General features: G+C 33.1%; 18 protein-coding genes. 11 read left to right on the forward strand and 7 right to left on the reverse strand.

The window, feature by feature from the left end:
• Nucleotides 1-62: 62 nt before the first annotated feature.
• Together IWX84_RS11645 and ftsY are read left to right on the forward strand one after the other, a co-directional pair.
• Nucleotides 63-215 carry a DUF4295 domain-containing protein gene (locus IWX84_RS11645; RefSeq protein WP_196850922.1) on the forward strand — a complete coding sequence of 51 codons (153 nt, stop codon included), beginning with the start codon at nt 63-65 and terminating at the stop codon, nt 213-215.
• Between the two features lie 128 nt (nt 216-343).
• Nucleotides 344-1,297, forward strand: a complete 954-nt coding sequence (gene ftsY, locus IWX84_RS11650) for a signal recognition particle-docking protein FtsY (RefSeq protein WP_196850923.1) — start codon at nt 344-346, stop codon at nt 1,295-1,297.
• Between the two features lie 190 nt (nt 1,298-1,487).
• On the opposite strand, the gene IWX84_RS11655 is transcribed toward ftsY, so the two are convergent.
• Nucleotides 1,488-2,564 carry a serine hydrolase domain-containing protein gene (locus IWX84_RS11655; RefSeq protein WP_196850924.1) on the reverse strand — a complete coding sequence of 359 codons (1,077 nt, stop codon included), beginning with the start codon at nt 2,562-2,564 and terminating at the stop codon, nt 1,488-1,490.
• 263 nt (nt 2,565-2,827) lie between these two features.
• Between IWX84_RS11655 and IWX84_RS11660 the strand changes: the two genes are divergently transcribed.
• Nucleotides 2,828-3,271 (forward strand): hypothetical protein, encoded by a 444-nt coding sequence (locus IWX84_RS11660; RefSeq protein WP_196850925.1) that lies wholly within the window; start codon nt 2,828-2,830, stop codon nt 3,269-3,271.
• Entirely contained in the window at nt 3,252-3,548 is a 297-nt protein-coding gene (locus IWX84_RS11665; RefSeq protein WP_196850926.1) for a DUF721 domain-containing protein, read from the forward strand. The genes IWX84_RS11660 and IWX84_RS11665 overlap by 20 nt, the downstream gene beginning before the upstream one ends.
• 141 nt (nt 3,549-3,689) lie before the next feature.
• Here IWX84_RS11665 and IWX84_RS11670 read toward each other — a convergent pair whose 3' ends face one another.
• The 3 genes from IWX84_RS11670 to bshC all read right to left on the reverse strand — a co-directional run bounded on the left by IWX84_RS11670 (nt 3,690) and on the right by bshC (nt 7,137).
• On the reverse strand, nt 3,690-4,109 hold the full coding sequence (locus IWX84_RS11670) for a nucleoside-diphosphate kinase (protein WP_196850927.1): 420 nt from the start codon (nt 4,107-4,109) through the stop codon (nt 3,690-3,692).
• Between the two features lie 109 nt (nt 4,110-4,218).
• Nucleotides 4,219-5,490, reverse strand: a complete 1,272-nt coding sequence (locus tag IWX84_RS11675; protein ID WP_196850928.1) for an acyltransferase family protein — start codon at nt 5,488-5,490, stop codon at nt 4,219-4,221.
• Between the two features lie 54 nt (nt 5,491-5,544).
• A complete protein-coding gene (gene bshC, locus IWX84_RS11680; protein WP_196850929.1) occupies nt 5,545-7,137 on the reverse strand; it encodes a bacillithiol biosynthesis cysteine-adding enzyme BshC in 1,593 nt (530 codons plus the stop codon).
• A 106-nt stretch (nt 7,138-7,243) separates the two neighbouring features.
• On the opposite strand from bshC, the gene IWX84_RS11685 reads away from it, so the two are divergent.
• Nucleotides 7,244-7,498: an autorepressor SdpR family transcription factor gene (locus tag IWX84_RS11685; protein WP_196850930.1), complete on the forward strand. Its 255-nt coding sequence runs from the start codon at nt 7,244-7,246 to the stop codon at nt 7,496-7,498.
• Between the two features lie 4 nt (nt 7,499-7,502).
• Nucleotides 7,503-8,156, forward strand: a complete 654-nt coding sequence (locus IWX84_RS11690; protein WP_196850931.1) for an SdpI family protein — start codon at nt 7,503-7,505, stop codon at nt 8,154-8,156.
• 27 nt (nt 8,157-8,183) lie between these two features.
• Here IWX84_RS11690 and IWX84_RS11695 read toward each other — a convergent pair whose 3' ends face one another.
• Nucleotides 8,184-8,579 (reverse strand): T9SS type B sorting domain-containing protein, encoded by a 396-nt coding sequence (locus IWX84_RS11695; RefSeq protein ID WP_231385478.1) that lies wholly within the window; start codon nt 8,577-8,579, stop codon nt 8,184-8,186.
• Between the two features lie 167 nt (nt 8,580-8,746).
• Between IWX84_RS11695 and IWX84_RS11700 the strand changes: the two genes are divergently transcribed.
• From IWX84_RS11700 to IWX84_RS11710, 3 genes are read left to right on the forward strand one after another with little or no spacing between them, the layout of a single operon-like run.
• A complete protein-coding gene (locus IWX84_RS11700) occupies nt 8,747-10,945 on the forward strand; it encodes an HAD-IIB family hydrolase (RefSeq protein ID WP_196850932.1) in 2,199 nt (732 codons plus the stop codon).
• Nucleotide 10,946: 1 nt separating this feature from the next.
• Complete coding sequence (locus IWX84_RS11705; protein WP_196850933.1) at nt 10,947-12,428, forward strand: glycosyl hydrolase family 32; 1,482 nt, start codon at nt 10,947-10,949, stop codon at nt 12,426-12,428.
• Nucleotides 12,425-13,279, forward strand: coding sequence for a PfkB family carbohydrate kinase (locus IWX84_RS11710; RefSeq protein ID WP_196850934.1), 855 nt, complete (start codon nt 12,425-12,427; stop codon nt 13,277-13,279). Before IWX84_RS11705 ends, IWX84_RS11710 begins: the two co-directional genes overlap by 4 nt.
• Before the next feature lie 141 nt (nt 13,280-13,420).
• Here the strand turns inward: IWX84_RS11710 and IWX84_RS11715 are convergent, their stop codons facing one another.
• Together IWX84_RS11715 and IWX84_RS11720 are read right to left on the reverse strand one after the other, a co-directional pair.
• Nucleotides 13,421-15,505: a T9SS type B sorting domain-containing protein gene (locus IWX84_RS11715; RefSeq protein WP_196850935.1), complete on the reverse strand. Its 2,085-nt coding sequence runs from the start codon at nt 15,503-15,505 to the stop codon at nt 13,421-13,423.
• A gap of 12 nt (nt 15,506-15,517) precedes the next feature.
• Nucleotides 15,518-18,874, reverse strand: a complete 3,357-nt coding sequence (locus IWX84_RS11720) for a T9SS type B sorting domain-containing protein (protein ID WP_196850936.1) — start codon at nt 18,872-18,874, stop codon at nt 15,518-15,520.
• A 197-nt stretch (nt 18,875-19,071) separates the two neighbouring features.
• Here IWX84_RS11720 and IWX84_RS11725 point away from each other — a divergent pair, with 197 nt between their 5' ends.
• Both IWX84_RS11725 and IWX84_RS11730 read left to right on the forward strand, forming a co-directional pair.
• Nucleotides 19,072-21,270, forward strand: a complete 2,199-nt coding sequence (locus IWX84_RS11725; protein ID WP_196850937.1) for a B12-binding domain-containing radical SAM protein — start codon at nt 19,072-19,074, stop codon at nt 21,268-21,270.
• A gap of 107 nt (nt 21,271-21,377) precedes the next feature.
• Entirely contained in the window at nt 21,378-21,863 is a 486-nt protein-coding gene (locus IWX84_RS11730; RefSeq protein ID WP_196850938.1) for an acetyl-CoA carboxylase biotin carboxyl carrier protein subunit, read from the forward strand.
• Nucleotides 21,864-21,944: the final 81 nt, after the last annotated feature.

Genomic DNA, 21,944 nt, shown 5'->3' on the forward strand with positions numbered 1-21,944 from the left:
GAAATAATACATTAATTAGAGATTTTTACTTTTAGAAATTTCAAATAAAAAAATAATTAGTCATGGCAAAGAAAACAGTAGCAACGTTACAGACATCTTCTAAGAGATTATCAAAAGCCATCAAAATGGTGAAATCTCCAGTAACAGGAGCATATACATTCGTAGAATCTATTATGACTCCGGAAGCAGTAGATGAGTTCTTGAAAAAGAAGTAATTTACAATAGCAGTATATAGAAAAGCTACTTTCATTCGGAAGTAGCTTTTTTATTTTCTATATTTACCGTTAGAAAATCGTATTGGCTATTTAAGTCTAAATACTTCATTTTTAATACTATTTATACAATGAGTTTTTTTAAAAGAATATTTTCCCCAGAGAAAAAAGAATCATTAGACAAAGGTCTGGAAAAATCAAAAACAACTTTCTTTTCAAAATTGACCAAAGCGGTTGCTGGAAAGACCAAAGTTGATGATGACGTTTTAGATAATCTGGAAGAAATTCTTGTGGCTTCGGATGTTGGAGTAAACACCACATTAAAAATAATTACTCGAATCGAAAGTCGTGTAGCTGCAGACAAATATCTAGGGATAGATGAACTTAATCAAATCCTTAGAGAAGAAATTGCGAGTTTATTATCTGAAACCAACTCTGGTGAAGCAACTGAATTTGTGATTCCAATTCAAACGAAACCTTATGTTTTAATGGTAGTTGGTGTAAACGGAGTTGGTAAAACAACGACTATTGGAAAGTTAGCATTTCAATTTAAAAAAGCGGGTTACAAAGTAGTTTTAGGTGCTGCAGATACTTTTCGTGCCGCAGCGATTGATCAATTACAAATTTGGGCAGATAGAGTAGGTGTTCCCATTGTAAGACAAAATATGGGAAGTGATCCTGCATCAGTCGCTTTTGATACTTTGCAATCAGCGGTTGCTCAAGATGCCGATATAGTAATTATAGATACTGCCGGTCGTTTGCATAATAAAGTTAATTTGATGAACGAATTAACCAAAGTGAAACGAGTAATGCAAAAAGTTGTTGGTGATGCGCCACACGATGTTTTATTAGTTTTGGATGGTTCTACAGGTCAAAACGCTTTTGAGCAAGCTAAGCAATTTACTGCCGCTACCGAAGTGACTTCACTTGCGGTTACTAAACTAGATGGAACTGCGAAAGGTGGAGTAGTAATTGGTATTTCGGATCAATTTCAAATTCCTGTTAAATACATTGGCGTAGGCGAAGGAATTGAAGATTTGCAGGTTTTTAATAAATACGAATTTGTAGATAGTTTTTTTAAATAATATAATACAATGAATTTTTCTTCTTTTAAAAATATACCAACGATGTACCTTTATTTAGTGAGCATCATTTCTTTTGTTTTGGCTAATCTTGTTAGAGATAAAAACCGCGAACTCTATTACTTTTTGTTGGTATTTGGTTTGATATTCTTTGTTGTTGGAATGGTAAAAAGAATAAAAAACAGGTAATTTATTATTGATACAAAGCATTTATTTTTTGCCATAAAACAGAATCAAAATCTGATAAAGCAAGATTTACATTATCGGCCGCATCGCCCATTCTAATCACTACCATATTTTTGCTGGGAACGACATATATTTTTTGGTCATTTTTACCCAAAGCCATAAACATATCGTTAGGAGCACTCTGAATAATACTTCCGGGAAACGTTGCTTGTGATTGCGGTAAATGATAAGTGCCTTTTCCGTTTAGCCACCATAAATAGCCGTATCCAAGGTTTATTGTTTGTGAGGTATTTGTTGCTTCGTTAAAATAGGTTTCATTTAGAATAACGTTGTTTTCCCATTTTCCCTTATTGTACATTAACAATCCAAAACGAGCCATACTTCTTGTTGTGCTTCCATAAACCGAATTATTTCCAGATTGAAACCAAGCGCCATCCATTCCTATTTTGTCTCTTAATTTGGCATTGAAATAATTCGTCCAAGTTTGTCCCGAAGCTTGAGCAATCACGTCTTGCAATTTTACATATACATTATGGTAGGCCCAACGCGTTCCTGCATCGGCTTTGTATTGAAGACTTGCAGGAGAAACAGCATCGCCATTGGCAATATCTTCAATGCCGGAAGTCATGGTGAGTAAGTTTTTGCAGGTAATTAAGTTTTCTTGTGCTAAAGTCTCACTTGTCCAACCCGTTCCAATATATTGAGAAACTTTATTGTTGATGTTTATTAGATTTTCCTGTTGTGCAATTCCTGTAACTGTTGAAGTCAATGTTTTTCCGGCACTTGCCCAATACCAATTGGTAGATGCTGAATGGCCACTGAAATAATTTTCCAATACAATTCTTCCGTTGACCAGAATAATGAAACCCTTTGAATGTTTTAGTTCTAAATAATCCAAAAGCGGTTGAACGGCAGCTTGTTTCCATCCCAAACTAGCTATGGATTTTGTTTCCCAACTAGTACCTGTTACTGGTGGAAAATAAATTGTTTCTGTTGGTACAGTAGTTGGCGTGGGTTCTGACGTTTCAGAATTGCAGCTGATACATAGGAATAGGATTAGAAAACTATAGATTATTTTTGGCATCTTACGAATGATTTTTTTCTAATTAGTTTAAGACCAAAAATATATAAAATAGTTTAATTCGTTTTTACTTTTTTTGTTTTCTTTGCGTTTAATAAGTTTAACTTTGTCTTCGAAACGAAAACTTTATTTTGTTTCGAATTTCCTAGCCCTGATGATCCCGAAGTGTCGGGAGGCATCCTTTTTCTTGAGATTCTGACGAAGGAAGAATGACAAGAAAAAGATATAGTGGACAGCAGGAAATTGCTCCTAAAAATAATAATTATATGAAAAATACCTTTAGAATTTTATTTATTTCACTGTTATTTGTTGCTTGTCAGCAAAAGATAAAACCCGCTGATGTTTCTAAAATTAATGGGTATTGGGAAATCGAAAAAGTAGTTTTTGACCAAGGGAAAGATAAGGATTATGGGATGAATGAAAGTTATGATTTTTTCCAAATAGGCAAGAACAACAGCGGAATGCGGAAGAAAGTTATGCCGCAATTAGATGGTACTTTCTTGGTAAATAACACCTATGAAAATGTAACGGTACGTTTTGCAGCGGATCAAGTTTTTCTGGATTATTCGACTCCGTTTACAAAGTGGAGCGAGGAATTAGTCTCACTTTCGGATGAAGAAATGGTGCTGAAAAACGCGGAGAAAAAGGAATATCATTATAAGAAAACTGGACCAATAAATCTTCTGGGCGATGGCAAAAAGACTAAATAATCAAAGTACGATAGGGGATGTTTTGAAACAAATCATCCAAGTAAACAAACTGCAGCCAGGAATGGACCAGATTGACGTAAAGGATGCTTGGAAAAACCTGATGGGGAACGGTGTTAATAGTTATACCAGAAATGTAGTTTTGAAAGGTTCGACTTTATATGTAGAGTTGACTTCTTCGGTTTTGAGAGAAGAATTAAGTCATGGAAGATCCAAAATTGTCGCGATGATCAACGAAGAATTGCGTCGTGACGTGGTTAAGGACGTAGTTTTGAGATAAAGATTTTTGATTTAAGAATGCAGATTTTTCATTTCAGATTTTAGTAGATATAAAAAATTCCCGTTTCTTTTGGAAACGGGAATTTTTTATGTGATGATTTTTAAATCTGCAATCAAAAATCGTTAATCAACATTCTAAAATCTAGAACTGCTCTCTTCCAGCAAAATGGAAAGCACCTTCGATAGCTGCATTTTCATCGCTATCAGAACCGTGAACTGCATTTTCTCCAATAGAAGTTGCGTATGCTTTACGGATAGTTCCTTCAGCAGCTTCAGCTGGGTTTGTAGCACCAATTAATGTTCTGAAATCTTCAACAGCGTTGTCTTTTTCTAAAATAGCAGCAACAATAGGACCACGAGTCATGAATTCAACTAATTCACCGTAGAATGGTCTTGCAGCGTGAACAGCATAAAATGCTTGTGCATCAGCAACAGTTAATTGAGTTAATTTCAAAGAAACGATTTTGAAACCAGCAGTTGTGATCATTGCTAATATATTTCCGATGTGTCCGTTTTCAACGCCATCAGGCTTAATCATTGTAAAAGTTCTATTAGTAGCCATTTTATTTTCTTTTTTTAAATTTTGTGCAAAAATAGACTTTTTTTTGAATTGAAATTATTAAATCAGCAGTTATGAGGCTTTTATTTGTTATAAGTGCTATTTTTGTTATTTATACTTTAAAAATCAGCTTGTTTTTATAAAATAACCACAAAATGAAAGACCAAATTCCAACATAAATTAAAGCTCCGACCAAGGATGCCAATAAAGGATTATCGAAAAATGGTGCAATCCAAAAAGTATACAGATATTTTTGAAGATTAATTTGTTCTGTTGGTATTTGAGGGTTTTGAAATTGAATCATTCTCAATCCTTGCGGAATAATACCAGAGAAAAAGAATACAACCATTGGATTTACTCCCCAAATTAAAAATAGCTTTGTCCAATTTTTATAATTTGCAACTTCAATTAAATAAAATGAAACGGTTAAACACAGTATTGCCAATCCAGAAGTATATAAAACATAGGAGCTGGTCCAAAGTGATTTGTTGATAGGAAACACGATGTTCCAAAGTAGCCCCAATAATGTAACTGTTAAACCTACTATAGCCATCTTTTTGACAATTTCCAACTTTGGTAAAGAACTGTTGATCAATTGTCCAATAAGTAGCCCGATTATTCCTGAAGCAATTGCGGGAATTGTACTTAATATGCCTTCGGGATCCCAAGTTTTTGAAAAAATCCACATGTGTCCTTCTAATAGTACACTATCTAACCAAGCACCTAAGTTGGTCCCTTTTTCAAAGTTTGCTGCTCCAATTCCCGGAACGGGTACAAAAGCCATTAATCCCCAATACAGCAGCAATAGTGATACTGCGGTTAGAAGTTGTGTTCTTTGATTCGTTTTTAAGTACAAAAGAGAAACAAAAAAATACACAATCCCGATTCGTTGTAATACTCCGGGAATTCTAACTTCTTGATACGCTTCGATACCGCTGTAAGCTAGAAACAATAAGACAACAAAAACAAAAAGTGTCAAATAGGTCTTGATTTTCAGACTGAAATTGCCCAAAAGCGCATAACTTACTCCAATAGTTATTACTAATCGACTCAACAATAATGGAATTCCTTGCAGACCCAAAATTTCTATTTTACCAAAAAAATTAAGAAATAATCCCAAACAAAAAATCCGTAATCCACGTATTGTTATTTTATTAAAAGTAGCGCTGTCAAACTGTTTAGTTGGCATTGCAAAAGATATGGCTACCGCCATTATAAAAATAAAGAAAGGAAAGACCAAATCGGTGGGGGTGCAACCATTCCATTCCGCGTGTTCCAAAGGGGGATAAATCGAAGTCCAACTTCCAGGATTATTTACAATTGTCATAAATAAAATTGTAAATCCTCTAAATGTATCCAGTGAAATTAAACGTTCTTTGGTCATCTTTTTTGGTTGGTTATGGTTAATAGTACTCCGTGTCTTGATGAAAATTAAAGTCTATGGCAATAAAATTATATCGAAATTTTGTTCCAGAGGTTTCAATTGATTAATGATCATCGGAATCAAGTTTTCTCCATTTTCTAAATAAAATTCGGAAAAATTTGCTTGGCGTTCCTGCAAACTTTGATTTGGAAACAAATCATTTTGTAAATTGGTGATGCGTTGCAAAACATCGCTTAATTTTCTTTTTTGTGCTGTAAGCAAACGTTTTTCCAGATTTTCCAATCCTTTAGTTTGTTTTACTTCTTGTGCTTTTACTGCTCCCATGAATGATTCATCGGTATGATTTGCCATTTCAAAAAGCGCTTCAAATTGTTTTCGTAACTGCTCTTTTATAGGCGTTAAGTCTATTGGAAACTCCGATAATTCTTTGGTTTTACTGTTGATTAAATTGGCTTGTTTTGAAAATAAATTAGTCCAATTTAAATATAACTTCTCCGCTTTTTTGGCTTGTTTTTCGGTGGCTAGCAGCGCTGAGTTTCTTAATAAAAGTATTGGAAAAGTCACTTTTGCAGCATCAAAGAAAGATTTTAATTCTAACCAATAGGCAATTTCTCCACCTCCGCCAATGTAACATAAATTGGGTAAAATCACTTCTTGATACAATGGACGCATAATCACATTTGGACTGAATTTCTCCGGATGATTTTCCAGTAATTCTAAAATTTCAGTTTCCGAAAATTCAATCTTGGTGTGGTTTACTTTGTATTTTCCATTTTCAAGAACAATTCGTTCTCGTATATTATCTTCGATATAAAATAAATTTATCTCGCGGGGATTAACTTGAACGGTATATTCTTTTAATTTTTCAGCTGTTTCAAGGACTAATTGATGCGAAGTTTGATGCAATAATTCTTCTTTTGCAAAAGGTATAAAAGCTCGTTTTAAGTCGGAATTATCTGCATCCAGAATTACCAAACCATATGATCCAAATAGTGCGTTGGCCAAATATCTTGTAGCATCCGCTAAATTATCGTGATTGAGATACGATTCTTTAAATAATTTTTTTATCGCTTCTGCGTTTGTACTGGAACCCAATTCGAGTGCGTATACGTCAAAGAAATCTTCTAAACCTTTAGTCGATAATCTTCCAACAGGACCGGTGCTTTCGGTGTTCCATCTGAATTTTTTTCCTTTGAAATTGAAATAATTAATCTCTTCAAAATCGTGATCTTCGGTTGCCATCCAATAAATGGGAACAAAATTATAAGAAGGATATTTTGCTTTTAATTCATTTGTTAAATTTATGGTCGAAATAATTTTGTACAAAAAATACAAAGGTCCGCTGAATAAATTTAGCTGGTGGCCCGTTGTTACGGTGAATGTGTTGGGAAGCGCTAAAACTTCGATATTTTGTTTCGTTAAAACAGAAGATGAGATAGAAGCATATTGTTTTTGCAAAGCGGAAACTAAAACGGATCTGTTGTTATTGTCGTAGTTGCTTTGCTTTTCAAGGATTTGATCTTCAAAATTTTCTAGTTTGGGAAATCTGTGGTATAAAGAGTGTAAATTACTTTTTTGATCTAAATAATCATTCATCAAAGAAGAAAAATATCCTGAATTTTGATAGCTGATACTGTCGGTTGGCATATTGAAATTTATTTGATGCTAAATTACCAAAAAATATTGGAACAAATATTTGCTAAATTAAAAAAGTATTTAGACATTTGTCTAAATATATAATTAACTAACGAAAATGAATGCCATTTTTAAAGCTTTAAACGATGCTACGAGGAGGGAAATATTAGAGTTGTTGAAAATTAAAGATTTGACTGCCGGTGAAATCGCGGCTCATTTTAATATTTCAAAACCCAGTATTTCGCATCATCTGGATATTTTAAAACAAGCGGATTTAATTACTTCAGAGAAAAAAGGGCAATTCGTAATTTATTCTATTAACACTACTATAATGGAAGATGTTTTGCAATGGATATTAACTTTTAAAAAATAAAAACATGAACTTAACTTTAAGAAGAGAATTACCTATTATCGGAATTGTTTTAATCCCTTTCATTTATTTGACATTTTTGTGGAATAAACTACCGGAAAAAATTCCAACGCATTGGAATTACGAAGGAGAAATTGATCATTGGGGAGATAAATATACTTTGATAGGAATGGTATTTCTTTTGCCGGTTCTGACCTACCTTTTGATGCTTATAATTCCTAAAATCGATCCTAAAAAACGAATGGATATAATGGGAGGGAAGTATTATCAACTCAAATTTGCCCTTGTTTTGTTTATGTCTTTTCTGGCTATGTTTATTGTGTATTCATCACAAAGCCAAACTATCGCTAAACCCAATTTTATTTTTGCCCTTATTGGAATTTTAATTGTAGTCATGGGGAATTATTTTAAAGTGATTCAACCGAATTATTTTTTAGGCATTCGCACGCCATGGACTTTAGAAAATAAAGAAGTTTGGAAATCTACGCATACTTTTGCAAGCAAACTATGGTTTATTGGAGGCTTACTGATTATGGTTGGAGCTTTTATTCTTCCAAATGAAATTAATCTAGTTGTTTTCTTATTTATAATTGGGCTAATTGTGATTGTTCCGATGGTCTATTCTTATGTGAAATTTAAAGGAATAGAAACACTGGTATAATTTTAAGAAGTTTGAAGCGATGAATATTTATCGCTTCAAACTAAAATGGCCTCTGTATTCTTTTCCATTGGCTCTGGTAACCACAAACCAATAGTCAGTTGCAGGAAGTTCTTGACCATTATACATTCCGTTCCAAGTGGCATTTTGTATCAATTCTTTGAGGAGTTTACCATAGCGGTCAAATATTTTAACGGTTAAACCTATTTCCAAATTAGAAAATTTGATTTTCCAAATATCGTTGAAACTGTCTCCGTTTGGGGTGAAAAATTTAGGATATGACAATGATGAATTATCAATTGTTAAATCACAATCTGCATCTGTTGAAATTCGGGCGTTTATCAAAATTGGATTGCTTTCACAATTGTCTATAGTTTGCGATGCATAATTTGTGTTAACGTTTTGAAGAGGAATTGTGTTTGACAAAAGGGTTACGGATATGTGTATTCTATGATTTTTACTGCTTTTTAGGAAGCATCATTATCATCGTTCATAAACTCAATAATTCTTATAATTAATTACAGAATTGTTGATTATCCTGTTATTTTTATAAATTGGACTCTAAATTGTTTAATTTTTTCTTATATTACAAGATGCAAGCAATTGAAAACAAGACGAGAAAATTACGAATTGCATTAATCAATATTCATGGACTTATTAAAGGTACAGGTCTTGAGATTGGGAGAGATGCTGATAATGGCGGACAAACAAAGTATGTTTATGAACTTGCCGAGTTTTTATCACAACATAAGGATGTAGAGTATGTTCATTTATTTACAAGGTTAATTGATGATCAAAATCTTTCTTCAGAATATGCAGTGCCTATTGAAATCGTTAATGAAAAATTTGACATCAGACGAATTCCTTTTTTGGGAAAAAAATACAGGCCAAAAGAACAATTATGGGCAGGTTTGGATACATATGTCAATGGTGTCGTTCAACATATTAAACTTCATGATATATTTCCAAATTGGATTCATTCCCATTATGGAGATGCAGGATATGTTGCAAGTGAATTGTCAATAATTTTAAATATTCCATTTGCACATACGGGACATTCTTTGGGTTTTTATAAACAGAAAAAACTACAAGAAAGCGGTATGCTTGAAGAAGAACGTGAAAGAAAATTTAAGTTTAAAGAGCGAATTGCCGCAGAGGAAAAGACACTAGAATTATCAGAATTTATTATTACATCTACCGAGCAAGAAATCGAAACATATAAACCTTATGAAAATTTTAATTTAGGAAAGTACCATGCAATTCCTCCCGGGATTGACACCACGAAATTTGTTCCATATTACCATCTTGAAGAAGATTTTGATAAGCAAATGGAGGAAAAACAAAGAAAATATTGGGTGTCAGAAAAAATTTCTAAATTTTTAACAAATCCGCACAAACCTATTATTCTAGCTCTTTCGAGACCCGATCGTCATAAAAACCTTCATACATTAATTGATGTTTATGGCAAAGACAAAGAACTGCAAAGTATTGCTAATTTGGTAATTTTTGCAGGGATACGTAAAGATATTACGCAAATGCCAGATTCTGAAAAAGACGTTTTAACGGATTTATTATTATTGATGGACAAGTATGATTTGTATGGAAAAATGGCAATTCCTAAAAAGCATGATGTGGAAAATGAGGTTTCAATTATTTATCGTTTTGCTGCTGAAAAAAGAGGAGTCTTTGTAAATTTGGCCTTGCATGAAAATTTTGGTCTAACAATAATTGAATCCGCAAGTTCTGGTTTACCTGTGGTTGTTACTAAAAATGGAGGTCCATCCGAGATTATTCCTACTTGTCAAAATGGAGAATTAGTAAATCCTTTGGATGAAGATGAAATTAAAAAATCATTAAGGAATATTTTAACCAACGAAAATCTATGGAAATATTATTCAAATAATGGAGCAATTAATATTCAAAAACATTATAGTTGGTTAAGTCACGTCAATCAATATGTTGCATTAGTTAATGAAAATTTATTGCTTTCATCTGGTTCAGGAATCAAAAAGCAGCATTACCCCAATATTAATATTGAACGATTAAAAAGAAAAGTCGAAAATTTATTAGTTTCGGATATTGACGGAACATTGATTCATCCAAAATTGAATAATCCGGGGTTAAAGGAATTGAAAACGTATTTAACTAATAATACTGAAAAAATGGCATTTGCTCTTGCATCAGGGCGAAATGTAGATTTGGTTAAAAAAGTTATTGAAGAGGAACAATTACCCTTGCCCGATTTTATTATCTGTTCAGTTGGTACTGAAATTTATTATACAAACGGGAAAGATTATATTTTAGACAAAGGTTGGTCGACATTTTTGGCGGGTCGTTGGAAAAGAGAAGATATTGTAAATCGTTTAAAAGGTATTCCTTGGTTAAAAATGCAAGAAGAAGTAGCTCAAAATCCTTTTAAAATTTCGTATTATTATGATAAGGAAAAATACAATCACGACCAATTAATTAAAGTTTTAGGGACAGGATGGTATAAGGTAAATATTATTCCAAGTCATGGCGAGTTTATTGATTTTTTACCTAAAAGAGCATCAAAAGGAAATGCCATCAAGTTTTTATGCCATAAATGGGCAATCCCTTTATCAAGTGTAATTGCTGCAGGCGATTCAGGAAATGACATTGATATGTTTAGAAGTTCGGTTAAAGGAATTATTGTAGGCAATCGAAGTTTAGAATTAGCTGAATATAAAACAACTAAAAAAATATATGTAGCTAAAAGTTCCGCTTCCTCGGGTATTCTAGAGGGATTAAAACATTATAAAATAATAAAATAATATGTATTCAGGTTCAGGTTTTAGTAATTGGGAAATAGGAGATGTTGATGTATTTATAGATGAAAAAGGAGTCCATCATTTATTTCATTTGATTATTCCTAATCATGACTACATTGCACATGCAATATCCAAAGATGGTCTTTCTTGGAAAAGAGTGAAAAATGCTTTGTGGGTTGGAGAACCCGGAGAATGGGATGATGATATGTTATGGACAATGCATGTTAGCAAAAATTTTGAAGGAGAAGGATACGAGATGTATTACACAGGGCTAAAACGCAGAGACAAAGGAATTAAGCAACAAATTGGAAGGGCTGTTTCATCAGATTTAATTCATTGGACGAAAGAAAATAAATATGGCCTGCCTCTTAAAAGTCAAGCTCCATATTATGAAAATTCAAAGAATAATCCCCGTGAATGGTTAAGTTTTAGGGATCCTTTTAAATATCGATTTGAAGGAGAAGATTATCTATTGATTTGTGCTCGAAGTGCAGTAGGACCTACTTATCGAAGAGGATGTATAGGTATGGCAAAAAAAGAATCAAATGGCTTCATCCTGCAAAAGCCGTTGCACATTTCTTATGTATACGATGATGTTGAATGTCCCGCTGTGGTCGAAATAAAAGGAAATCATTATTTGTTGGGTTCCATTCGTGAAGATATTAAAATTCGTTATTGGTTTGCTTCAGAATTTAAAGGGGAGTATCATGCTTTTCATGATAATGTATTGTTACCACAAGGTAATTATGCGGCAAGAATTGTAAAAGAAGGAGATCATTTTTTGATATATAATTTTTATTTTGTTGGTGGAAATGTCAATACTCATCGTGTGATACCTCCCCCAAAACAGTTGGATGTTGACGATAATGGTAGGCTTTTATTAAAAACCTATCATTACTGGGAAACGCTGTATCAAAAAACAATTTCCCAAGAAAATTTTCCATTTCCAAACGCTATTTTAGGAAACCCTACGGCAAATTTGACTTTTTTTGAAGATAATAAATGGCAATGCAGCTGTCGAAGTGGTTACGAAGTTTTTTGCTTTGAAAAACCTGCAAATAACTTTGTTTGGGAAGGAACATTGACTGTTGAAGGAATGGGTAAAACCGGTTTTGTAATTGAATGTGATGGAGAAGGAACGGGATATTATATTTCTATTGATTTTGTAAATGGTTTTGTTCAATTTAGAGCTTGGGGATTTAACGAAAAAGACGTGAAAAATAATTTTATTTTTGAAAATATTCAAACAAATCAATTTGAAATTCTAGAAAATAAACAAATCCATTTCAAGATTATTCGTTACGGAAACTATTATGAACTTTCAATCAATGAAGTTGTAAAATTGACTTTATTAGATTTCAAATATAATGATGGAAAGATAGGCGTCTACGTTTGTTCCGCTATTATATCATTAAGCGATTCAATAATTCACGTAATTCCTGAACCAGAAAATGAATATGCAACTTCTAACCCCGACGAATTATGAAGAATATAATAGCTTTTGGCGAAGTATTAATGGATTGTCTGCCAGACAAAAATGTTATCGGGGGAGCTCCTTTTAATGTAGCCATTCATTTAAAACGTTTTGGGAATCAAGTAACTTTTATTAGTAAAATTGCAAAAGATGATTTTGGTAATGAAATATTTGATTTTGCAAAAAATGAAAATATTGAACAAGGAATTTCTTTCGATAAAAATCATCCTACAGGTTTTGTAAGTGTTAAATTTATTGAAAATGAGCCACATTATACCATTGAAACAGAAAAAGCATGGCAATATATTGAGTATGTTGCCATAGATAAGCCCGTCGATGTTTTTATTTATGGAAGTTTGGCATTGTATTTTGAAAAGAACCAAACCACTTTTTTGCAATACAAAACAGAGAATCCATCAGCTATTTTTGTTTGTGACTTGAATTTGAGAGGAGATTTTTATTCAGAAACTACAATTAATTTTTGTCTTTCAAATACTACTATTTTAAAAGTTAATGATGATGAATGGATGTATCTGAAAGAAATTTTCAAACAATCTACAGACGATCAGCTATTGGATTACTTGAAAAATTCATTTAGTATAATCAAAATTATTCGAACGCAATCTAAAAAAGGGGCATTGGTTTACTGGGACAATACTATTATTCAAGAATCAACCCAAATGGTTTCGGACAATCTATTCAAAGACGCAATTGGAGCAGGAGATGGATTTTTGGCTTGTTTTTTAAATTCTTATTTCAAAGAAAATGATGTGCAAAAGGCATTGAAGAATTCTTTGATTTTTGCAGCCAAGATTTGTCAATTTTCTGGAGCAATCCCAAGCAACAAAACTATTTATCAATAATGTAAATCAAAAATTGAAATTTGTCGTTAGGAATTTGAAGATATTGGAACAAAGAGTGTTGTTTTATTTCAGAATCTGGAGATTTAGGGTAATTCGCAATTTTTGGCTATTAGAAATAAGAGGAAAAGTTTTTTATAAACATTATCGCTTCAAACTAAAATGACCTCGATATTCTTTTCCATTCGCTCTGGTAACCACAAACCAATAGTCTGTTGCAGGAAGTTCTTGTCCATTATACATTCCGTTCCACGTGGCATTTTGTATCAATTCTTTGAGGAGTTTACCATAGCGGTCAAATATTTTAACCGTTAAACCTACTTCCAAATCAGAAAAATGAATACTCCAGGTATCGTTTAATCCATCTCCGTTTGGAGTGAAGAATTTAGGATACATTATTGTTGAAAAACTTTCATCTGGAGTTTCACAAAATGTATATTGGACATTTACTAAAGTTCTGCTGCTTTCGCAACCATTTATGGTTTGTGATGCATAATAATTGGTGTCATTTTGAATTAGTGTAGTACTTGATAAAATTTGACCAGCTGTTAATGAATTATACCATTTTATATTTTGCCCTGAAATTTCTATAGTACTTAAAGTTGCTTTCTGTTCTGCACAAAATAATTGAGGAGAAGAAGCTGCAGGTAACATAGTATTATTAATAATGACTTTTGTAGAAATTATACCATCGCAACCACCAGTTCCTGTAATACTGCAACTATATTGGCCATCATTAGATAGATTTGCATTTAAAATTGTTGGATTTTGTTCTATGGAAGTAAATCCATTTGGTCCAGTCCATGAATAATTGGCACCACCAATTGCTGTTAGTTGTATCGTTTCTCCCAAACAAATAGGTGAATTACTTTTAGTCGATAGGGCATTAGAACATAATTTAAGTTTTACAACCCAAAAGTCTTGCAATCCGCTTTTGTTTTCTGTTTTATCACCTGATGTATCAGACTGTGACCAGCCTACTGTTACATAACCTCCATCTTTAGCTTGAACAATAGATTGGGGTTGGTCAAGGCTGGATCCTCCTATAGTTTTGTCCCATTCAAATTTACCTGCGGCATCAAGTTTCACTATCCAATAATCCCGTTCTCCTCTTGATACTTCGGTTTTAAAACCTGAAATTCCTGAATAGGACATGATGCCAAGTATAAAACCGTTGTCTGAGGTCATTCGAATATCAGCAAAAGTTTCAGTGTCATTTGCTCCAATGTCTTTTTGCCATAGAATTTGTCCATTGCTATTTAATTTTAGTAGCCAAACATCATTAGAGTTATTCACTGTTTTTTCAGTTTTTTCACCAGAAATATTAGAAAAAGAGTCGCCTCCTATAATGTAGTTTCCATCAGATGTGGCAATAATTGATTTTGCATAATCTCCATTGTTACCACCAATGGTTTTTTGCCAGACGATAGCCCCTAAACTATCAATCTTTAAAATCCAATAATCACCTCCACCTCTTGAATTTTGGTTTTTATCTCCAGAAATATTTGAATCTGAAGATCCCGCTAATATATAGCCTCCGTCTGGAGTTTTAACAATTGATTCTACCCAGTCGAAATTACTGCCTCCAAATGTTTTTTGCCACATTATATTTCCGGAAGAGTCGGTTTTAATGACCCACATATCAAGACTGCCGCGAGAATTCTCCGTTTTTTCACCTGAAATATTTGAATCAGAGGAACCTCCAATGAGGTAACCGCCATCGGCAGTTTCAATTATTGATGTTAATCGGTCAACACCGCTTCCTCCATAAGTTTTGTCCCAAATAATATTTCTGTTTTTATCAAGTTTTACCACCCAATAATCATCATTACCTCTTGAAGACTGTGTTTTCTCGCCTGATATTCCCGAAGAACTGTAACCTCCAAGTATATATCCCTCATCTTTGGTTTCTTTTGCTGATGTCATATGATCAAAATTATTGCCACCAATTGTTTTTTGCCATAATAGACCGCCTGAAATATCATCAATTTTTAGAAGCCAGAAATCTCCTTCGCCTCTTGAGTTTTCATTTTTGTCTCTTGAAATATTAGAGTATGAATATCCTCCTAAAAGATAATTTCCATCATTTGATAATTCTATAAAATCACTCCAATCATAATCATTACCTCCAATTGTATTTTGCCATTGTATAGTTTGGGAACTTATTTTGATAGAAAAAAAGACTGTGATTATAAAAGAGAAATAAATGAATTGTATATTTTTTCGCATTGATTTTGTCGATTATCGTTTCAAACTAAAATGTCCTCTATATTCTTTTCCATTGGCTCTGGTAACCACAAACCAATAGTCAGTTGCAGGAAGTTCTTGACCATTAAAAGTTCCATTCCAAGTGGCATTTTGTATCAATTCTTTGATGAATTTACCATAGCGGTCAAATATTTTAACCGTTAAACCTATTTCCAAATCAGAAAAATGAATACTCCAGGTATCATTGTATCCATCACCATTTGGCGTAAAGAATTTTGGAAACATCAATAGATAAACTTCATCGGTGGCAGTTCCACAACCATTTTTATCTCTTACTTCCACTGTATATTCTCCCTTATGAACATTCAAAAACTGATTGCTGTTTTGAAAATAAATTCCATCAATTGAATATTCATAATCCCCAGCACCGGTCACGTAAGCGGTAATACTGTTTTCATTATCTGTCCAATCTTTTGTTTCGATTGATGTTATGGTGGCGATGTTGGATTTTTTTACAGTAAAGTTTTTTGTGCTCGAGCAAGAAGTAGTGCCGTAATTCTTGCTAACGATTACTGAAAAGTCTCCAGGATTGGATACAGTTATGGAGGATGTTGAAGCTCCATTTGACCACAAATAAGTGTCAGAACCAGATCCTGCATCAATTGTGATTGTATTGTTTTCGCAAATAGGAACAATGTTCGGAATGTTTATTATTGGTTTGCTAACCAAAGTTATTTGTAATTCTACAATTTGGTGACAAGAGTTTGGCGAATCAATTCTGACGTAAACGGAATGTTTTCCCAATGTCAAATTATAGTTGCTAAAATTGGTGATTTGGCTTGTGGTGATTTGGTTTCCGGCAGCGTTAGCCGAAGTATAATATCCAAATGTATTTCCGGTTGAACCAATAAGGTTTGAGTTATAGCTTTTTAAGTTTACTATCTCATTGCCGTTATTTTGATCGTCACAAATAGTTTCAGAATAGTTAGTAGCGTTCAAAGTGTTGATTAAGGAAATTGTAACTCCCAGTCTACTCAGACTTTCACAATCATTTATTGTTTGTGTCGCATAATAGGTAATTCCATCTTGTAGTAAAGTTGAGCTTGCTAAAGGAGTTCCATTTGTGGCAGCCATATACAATTTAATGGAAGTTCCGTTGATGGCAATATCATTTAAAGTGGCGTTTTGACTGGAACAAAATGATTGACTTGCATTTCCAGTTGGTGCAGGAGTATTTTGGATATTTACGACAACTGGAATTCTTTCGCTTTCGCATCCGTTTATGGTTTGTGATGCGTAATATGTGGTTCCATTTTGTAATGAAGTTGTATTTAATAAGAGGTTTCCATTTGTTAAAATGTCATACCATTTTATGTTTTGTCCTGCGATAGTGATATTGTTTAAAGTTGCATTTTGTTGGATGCAGAAGTTTTGGGGAGAAGGTAATGAAGGTGTTGGGTTGGGTTTTATAGTAATTATTACTGGAGTTCTATCACTTTCGCAACCGCTAATCGTTTGTGTCGCAAAATAAGTGCTGCCGTTTTGCAACAAAGTTGAATTTGGTAGTTGATTGCCATTATTTGAAGAATCGTACCATTTTACATTTTGTCCAGAAATAACAATATCTGATAAAATTGCTTTTTGCTGATTGCAAAAGCTTTGGGATGATTGGGTTACAGGTGAAGCAACACGGAGGAAATTCACTAAAACAGGAACTCTAGGACTTTCACATCCGTTATTAGTTTGGGAAGCATAATAAGTAGTGCCATTATTTAATGGTGTAGTTTCTGGTAGAAGAGAACCGCCATTTATAGCAGTGTACCATTTAATTAAACTTCCAGTTACATTCAGATTTACTAAAGTTAGATTAGACGCTTTACATAAGTTTTGCGGTGATAATGCTGAGGGGCGAGGAGTGTCCTTTAGACTTATTGTAATTGCACTTTTTAAACTTTCACAACCAACTGAGGTATTCATTGCAAAATAAGTGACTCCTTCCACTAATAAAGTAGTTTCTGGTAATTCATTAACCCCATTAATAGAGTCAAACCATTTGATATTATTGCCGCTAACTACAATGTCTTTTATAGTAGGATTTTGTTTTGAGCATATTGTTTGTATTGTAGATTCAAATTGAGGAGGGTTTCCATCAACATAGTTAGCAGTAGCATCTTTCCTATTTGAGAAAAAGTAGTTAAAAAAAGAAGCATCTAAGACATAAATGCAATTTAGTTTTGGATTATTTGTCCAATAGGAAGTGTCATTCCACCAATTCATACTTTGGTTATTTCTCAGGTCTAAATAGGTAAGCTGGTTATTTGCACATCTAAATATTTCTAAATTATTATTCAAAGAAACATCGAGACTAGTAATTAGATTGTTATGACAGTATAAAATTTTTAATTGCAGATTTGAGTTTGTGTTGAGGCTTGTTAATTTATTATCAAAACAATATAAAGCTACTAAATTAATATTTTTAAAAATATCTAAACTTATAATTTGGTTATTAGTACACAACAATTCTGATAAATTTGTGTTATTTGATATATCTAAATTTGATAGCTGATTTGAAGAACAATTTAGATTGGTAAGTTTGGTATTCTGGGATATATCTAAATTGGTTAATTGATTGCTGGAGCAAATAAAAAACAATAAATTAAGGTTGCTTGTAATATCTAGATTTTTTAATTGATTGTTTTGACAAGAAAAACTTCTTAGTTTAATATTTTTTGAAACATCTAAATTTATAAGTTGATTGTTATAACAAGATAAATCAGTTAAATTAATATTCTTTGAAATATCCATATTTTTAAATTGATTATCTGGACAGACCAAAGACTCTAATAAAGTACATTTGGAAAGATCTAAAGTGCTTAAATTGCTGTAGCTACAATCTAAATAGGTTATATTAGTGTTCAAATTTAAAACGCTTAATTTACTGTTTCTACAGTATAAGGATTTTAGATTAATCGTTTGACTAAAATCCAAACTTGTAAATTGATTTCCACTGCAGTTAATTGATTTAAGATTAGCACATCCTATCACATTTAAACTTGTTAATTTGTTATTGTCACAAATTAAATCAGTTAGGAAAATATTTTTGCTTAAATCTAAAGTAGTTAAATTACAATTGGTACAATTTAATTTTTCTAAAGCTTTAAAATTTTCAATCCCAGTCAAATCTGTGATGTTAATATTTGCTGCCCCAGGAAAGAAATAGATTTCTTTAATAACTTCTATTTTTGATGTAAGCACTTTGCCATCAATGGCTCCAATATCATAACCGTTATAAATCAGATACCATTCAAATTCAGGGTCAGGAATTAAGGTATATTGTGAATATGATACTATTGAAAAAAAGGAAAATAGTAATAGTAGAATTTTTTTCATTAAATTAAGTAATATTTGTATGAAGGGTAAAAAATCTAAATCTGAGTTTAAACAAATGTAATTTATTTTTTACAAATTATACAATATCAAAAAGCATTACCATTAGTATTTAAAACGGAATAGTGATTAGCAACCTAGCCTTTTATTTTTGTGAAAACTATACAAATAACCCTTATTTTTGCACAAAACAATATCTTTTGAAAACCAAACTTTTTCTCATCACGCCTCCTTTTACCCAACTGAATACACCATATCCGGCAACCGCCTATATCAAAGGTTTTCTGAATACTAAAGGCATTGAATCGGTGCAAGCAGATTTAGGGATTGAAGTGATTTTGAAATTGTTTTCGAAAGAAGGACTTATTGATTTGTTTAAAGTTTCAGGTTTAAAGTTTCAGGATGGAGATGTTTCGGATAATTCCAAACGAATTTTTGCTTTACAAGACGAATACCTAAAAACTATCGATGCTGTAATTGCTTTTTTACAAGGCAAAAATCCAACCTTGGCGCTGCAAATATGTCAGGAAGATTTCTTGCCCGAAGCGTCTCGTTTTGCACAATTGGAAGAATTGGATTGGGCATTCGGAACAATGGGAACGCAAGACAAAGCGAAACACTTGGCTACTTTGTACCTTGAAGATATCTCTGATTTTATTGTGGAATGTATCGATTCAAATTTTGGATTCAGCCGCTACGCAGAACGTTTGGGAAGAAGCGCTAATTCTTTTGACGAGTTGTACGAAGCTTTGCAACAGGAAACTACTTACATCGATGATATTCTGATTTTAATTTTGAAAGAACGAATAGAAACGATCCAACCAACATTATTCTTGATTTCGGTTCCATTTCCAGGGAATTTATATGCTGCGTTTCGCTCCGCGCAGTGGGTGAAGAAGAATCATCCGAATATCAAAATTTCAATGGGAGGCGGTTTCCCAAATACCGAACTGCGTTCGCTTTCGGATGCTCGTGTTTTTGAGTTTTTTGATTATATCACTTTGGATGATGGCGAAGTGCCTGTGGAAGAATTAATAACGAATGTAGAAAATCCAGCTCACTATTGTTTCAAAAGAACATTTCTGCTAGAAGATGGAAAAGTGGTTTACAAAAACAATTCAACAAAACCAGATTACAAGCAATCCCAAGTAGGAACTCCTGATTACTCGGATTTGCCTTTGGATAAATACATTTCGGTTATCGAAATTGTGAATCCCATGCACCGAATGTGGAGCGATGGCCGTTGGAATAAATTGACCATGGCGCACGGTTGTTATTGGGGCAAATGTACATTTTGTGACATTTCTTTGGATTATATCAAAATCTATGAACCCGTTGCCGCCAATTTATTGTGTGATCGAATGGAAGAAATGATAGCGCAAACAGGTCAGAATGGTTTTCATTATGTAGATGAAGCGGCACCGCCGGCATTGATGCGCGCATTGGCTTTGGAAATTCTTCGAAGAAATTTAGCGGTGACTTGGTGGACGAACATTCGATTCGAAAAAAGCTTTACCAAAGATTTGTGTCTGTTGCTGAAAGCTTCTGGATGCATTGCTGTTTCGGGAGGTTTGGAAGTCGCTTCGGATAGATTATTAAAACTCATAGACAAGGGCGTAACAGTAGAACAAGTGGCGAAAGTTACACGGAATTTCACCGAAGCGGGTGTAATGGTTCATGCGTATTTAATGTACGGTTATCCTACCCAAACGATTCAGGAAACGGTGGACAGTCTTGAAATGGTGCGACAATTATTTGAAGTTGGCGTATTGCAATCTGGATTTTGGCATCAATTTGCCATGACAGCGCATAGTCCTGTTGGGATGTATCCGGAGAAATTTGGAGTGGTAAAAGAAACGGAAACCATTGGTACATTTGCCAATAACGATATTAATTATACGGATTCAACAGGAATCGACCACGATAAATTCAGTTTTGGACTCAAGAAATCCTTATTTAATTTCATGCATGGAATCTGTTTTGAGTACGAATTACAGGATTGGTTTGACTTCAAAATTCCAAAAACTAAAATTTCACCCGATTTTATATTTGATGCTTTGCAGGAAGAAGATGATTTCAATATAAAACCCACCGCCAAAATAGTTTGGTTAGGAGGGAAGCCTGGTATCGAACATTTTACAAAATCCAAAAAAGGGAATTCTTGGGAGTTGATGACGTTGACTTTTCACGTTAAGAAAGAAAGTTTCAGTATTCAAACCAATAAAAATGAAGGAGAATGGCTGGTAGAAATGCTTCTGAAAATCTCCGTTTCCAATGCTAAAATTTATGCTTTTCAAGAAATTAAATCCGATTTTGAAACTCATCTCGAAGATTTTGAATTATTTTGGTATTCAAAACCAATTAAAACATTGCGTGAATTTGGGTTATTAGTATTGTAAAAGAATTTATTTCTTGTATAACTATATCAATTTAGCATAAAACATCTATTTTTAATTTACGCAAACGTTTTCTTTACTTATTTTTACAACCAATAAAAAATATACTTATGAGTATTGGTTATAAAGTAAATGTAAATGACACTTTTCATTTTGATGTTGAAAAGGAGAGTGTTTCACAACTAGATGTGGTATCGGTGGAAACAAATAAATTTCATATACTGCATGAAAATACACCTTATAAAGCGGAGATCGTAACTTCTGATTTCAATCAAAAAAGCTACACCGTTAAGGTAAACAACAACAGCTATACTGTAGTGATTTCAAATCCATTGGATATTCTTATCAAGGAAATGGGATTTGAAGTTGGACTCACCAAACAAGTAAACTTCATTAAAGCACCAATGCCTGGACTAATTCTGGAAATCAGCGTTGTGGTGGGCCAAGAAGTAAAAGAAAACGACAATTTAATCATTCTTGGGGCTATGAAAATGGAAAATAGTTTCCTTTCTCCGCGTGATGGCGTTATCAAATCGATTTCGGTTGCGATGGGAGATGCAGTAGATAAAGGACAGTTGTTAATTGAATTCGAATAATAAAATACCGATAATTCGCAATTTAAAAATGAATGGTAAAGTATTCAAAGCAATTGATTGTAATAGCATAAAAAATTAGCG

The organism is Flavobacterium sp. CG_9.10 (genome assembly GCF_015752245.1).
Classification (GTDB): Bacteria; Bacteroidota; Bacteroidia; order Flavobacteriales; family Flavobacteriaceae; genus Flavobacterium.

What these genes read in the sequence shown, in the direction of transcription:
- IWX84_RS11645 (WP_196850922.1), top strand. Translation starts at nt 63, where the DNA reads ATGGCAAAGAAAACAGTAGCAACGTTACAGACATCTTCTAAGAGATTA.
- ftsY (WP_196850923.1), top strand. Translation starts at nt 344, where the DNA reads ATGAGTTTTTTTAAAAGAATATTTTCCCCAGAGAAAAAAGAATCATTA.
- IWX84_RS11655 (WP_196850924.1), bottom strand. Translation starts at nt 2,564, where the DNA reads ATGCCAAAAATAATCTATAGTTTTCTAATCCTATTCCTATGTATCAGC.
- IWX84_RS11660 (WP_196850925.1), top strand. Translation starts at nt 2,828, where the DNA reads ATGAAAAATACCTTTAGAATTTTATTTATTTCACTGTTATTTGTTGCT.
- IWX84_RS11665 (WP_196850926.1), top strand. Translation starts at nt 3,252, where the DNA reads ATGGCAAAAAGACTAAATAATCAAAGTACGATAGGGGATGTTTTGAAA.
- IWX84_RS11670 (WP_196850927.1), bottom strand. Translation starts at nt 4,109, where the DNA reads ATGGCTACTAATAGAACTTTTACAATGATTAAGCCTGATGGCGTTGAA.
- IWX84_RS11675 (WP_196850928.1), bottom strand. Translation starts at nt 5,490, where the DNA reads ATGACCAAAGAACGTTTAATTTCACTGGATACATTTAGAGGATTTACA.
- bshC (WP_196850929.1), bottom strand. Translation starts at nt 7,137, where the DNA reads ATGCCAACCGACAGTATCAGCTATCAAAATTCAGGATATTTTTCTTCT.
- IWX84_RS11685 (WP_196850930.1), top strand. Translation starts at nt 7,244, where the DNA reads ATGAATGCCATTTTTAAAGCTTTAAACGATGCTACGAGGAGGGAAATA.
- IWX84_RS11690 (WP_196850931.1), top strand. Translation starts at nt 7,503, where the DNA reads ATGAACTTAACTTTAAGAAGAGAATTACCTATTATCGGAATTGTTTTA.
- IWX84_RS11700 (WP_196850932.1), top strand. Translation starts at nt 8,747, where the DNA reads ATGCAAGCAATTGAAAACAAGACGAGAAAATTACGAATTGCATTAATC.
- IWX84_RS11705 (WP_196850933.1), top strand. Translation starts at nt 10,947, where the DNA reads ATGTATTCAGGTTCAGGTTTTAGTAATTGGGAAATAGGAGATGTTGAT.
- IWX84_RS11710 (WP_196850934.1), top strand. Translation starts at nt 12,425, where the DNA reads ATGAAGAATATAATAGCTTTTGGCGAAGTATTAATGGATTGTCTGCCA.
- IWX84_RS11715 (WP_196850935.1), bottom strand. Translation starts at nt 15,505, where the DNA reads ATGCGAAAAAATATACAATTCATTTATTTCTCTTTTATAATCACAGTC.
- IWX84_RS11720 (WP_196850936.1), bottom strand. Translation starts at nt 18,874, where the DNA reads ATGAAAAAAATTCTACTATTACTATTTTCCTTTTTTTCAATAGTATCA.
- IWX84_RS11730 (WP_196850938.1), top strand. Translation starts at nt 21,378, where the DNA reads ATGAGTATTGGTTATAAAGTAAATGTAAATGACACTTTTCATTTTGAT.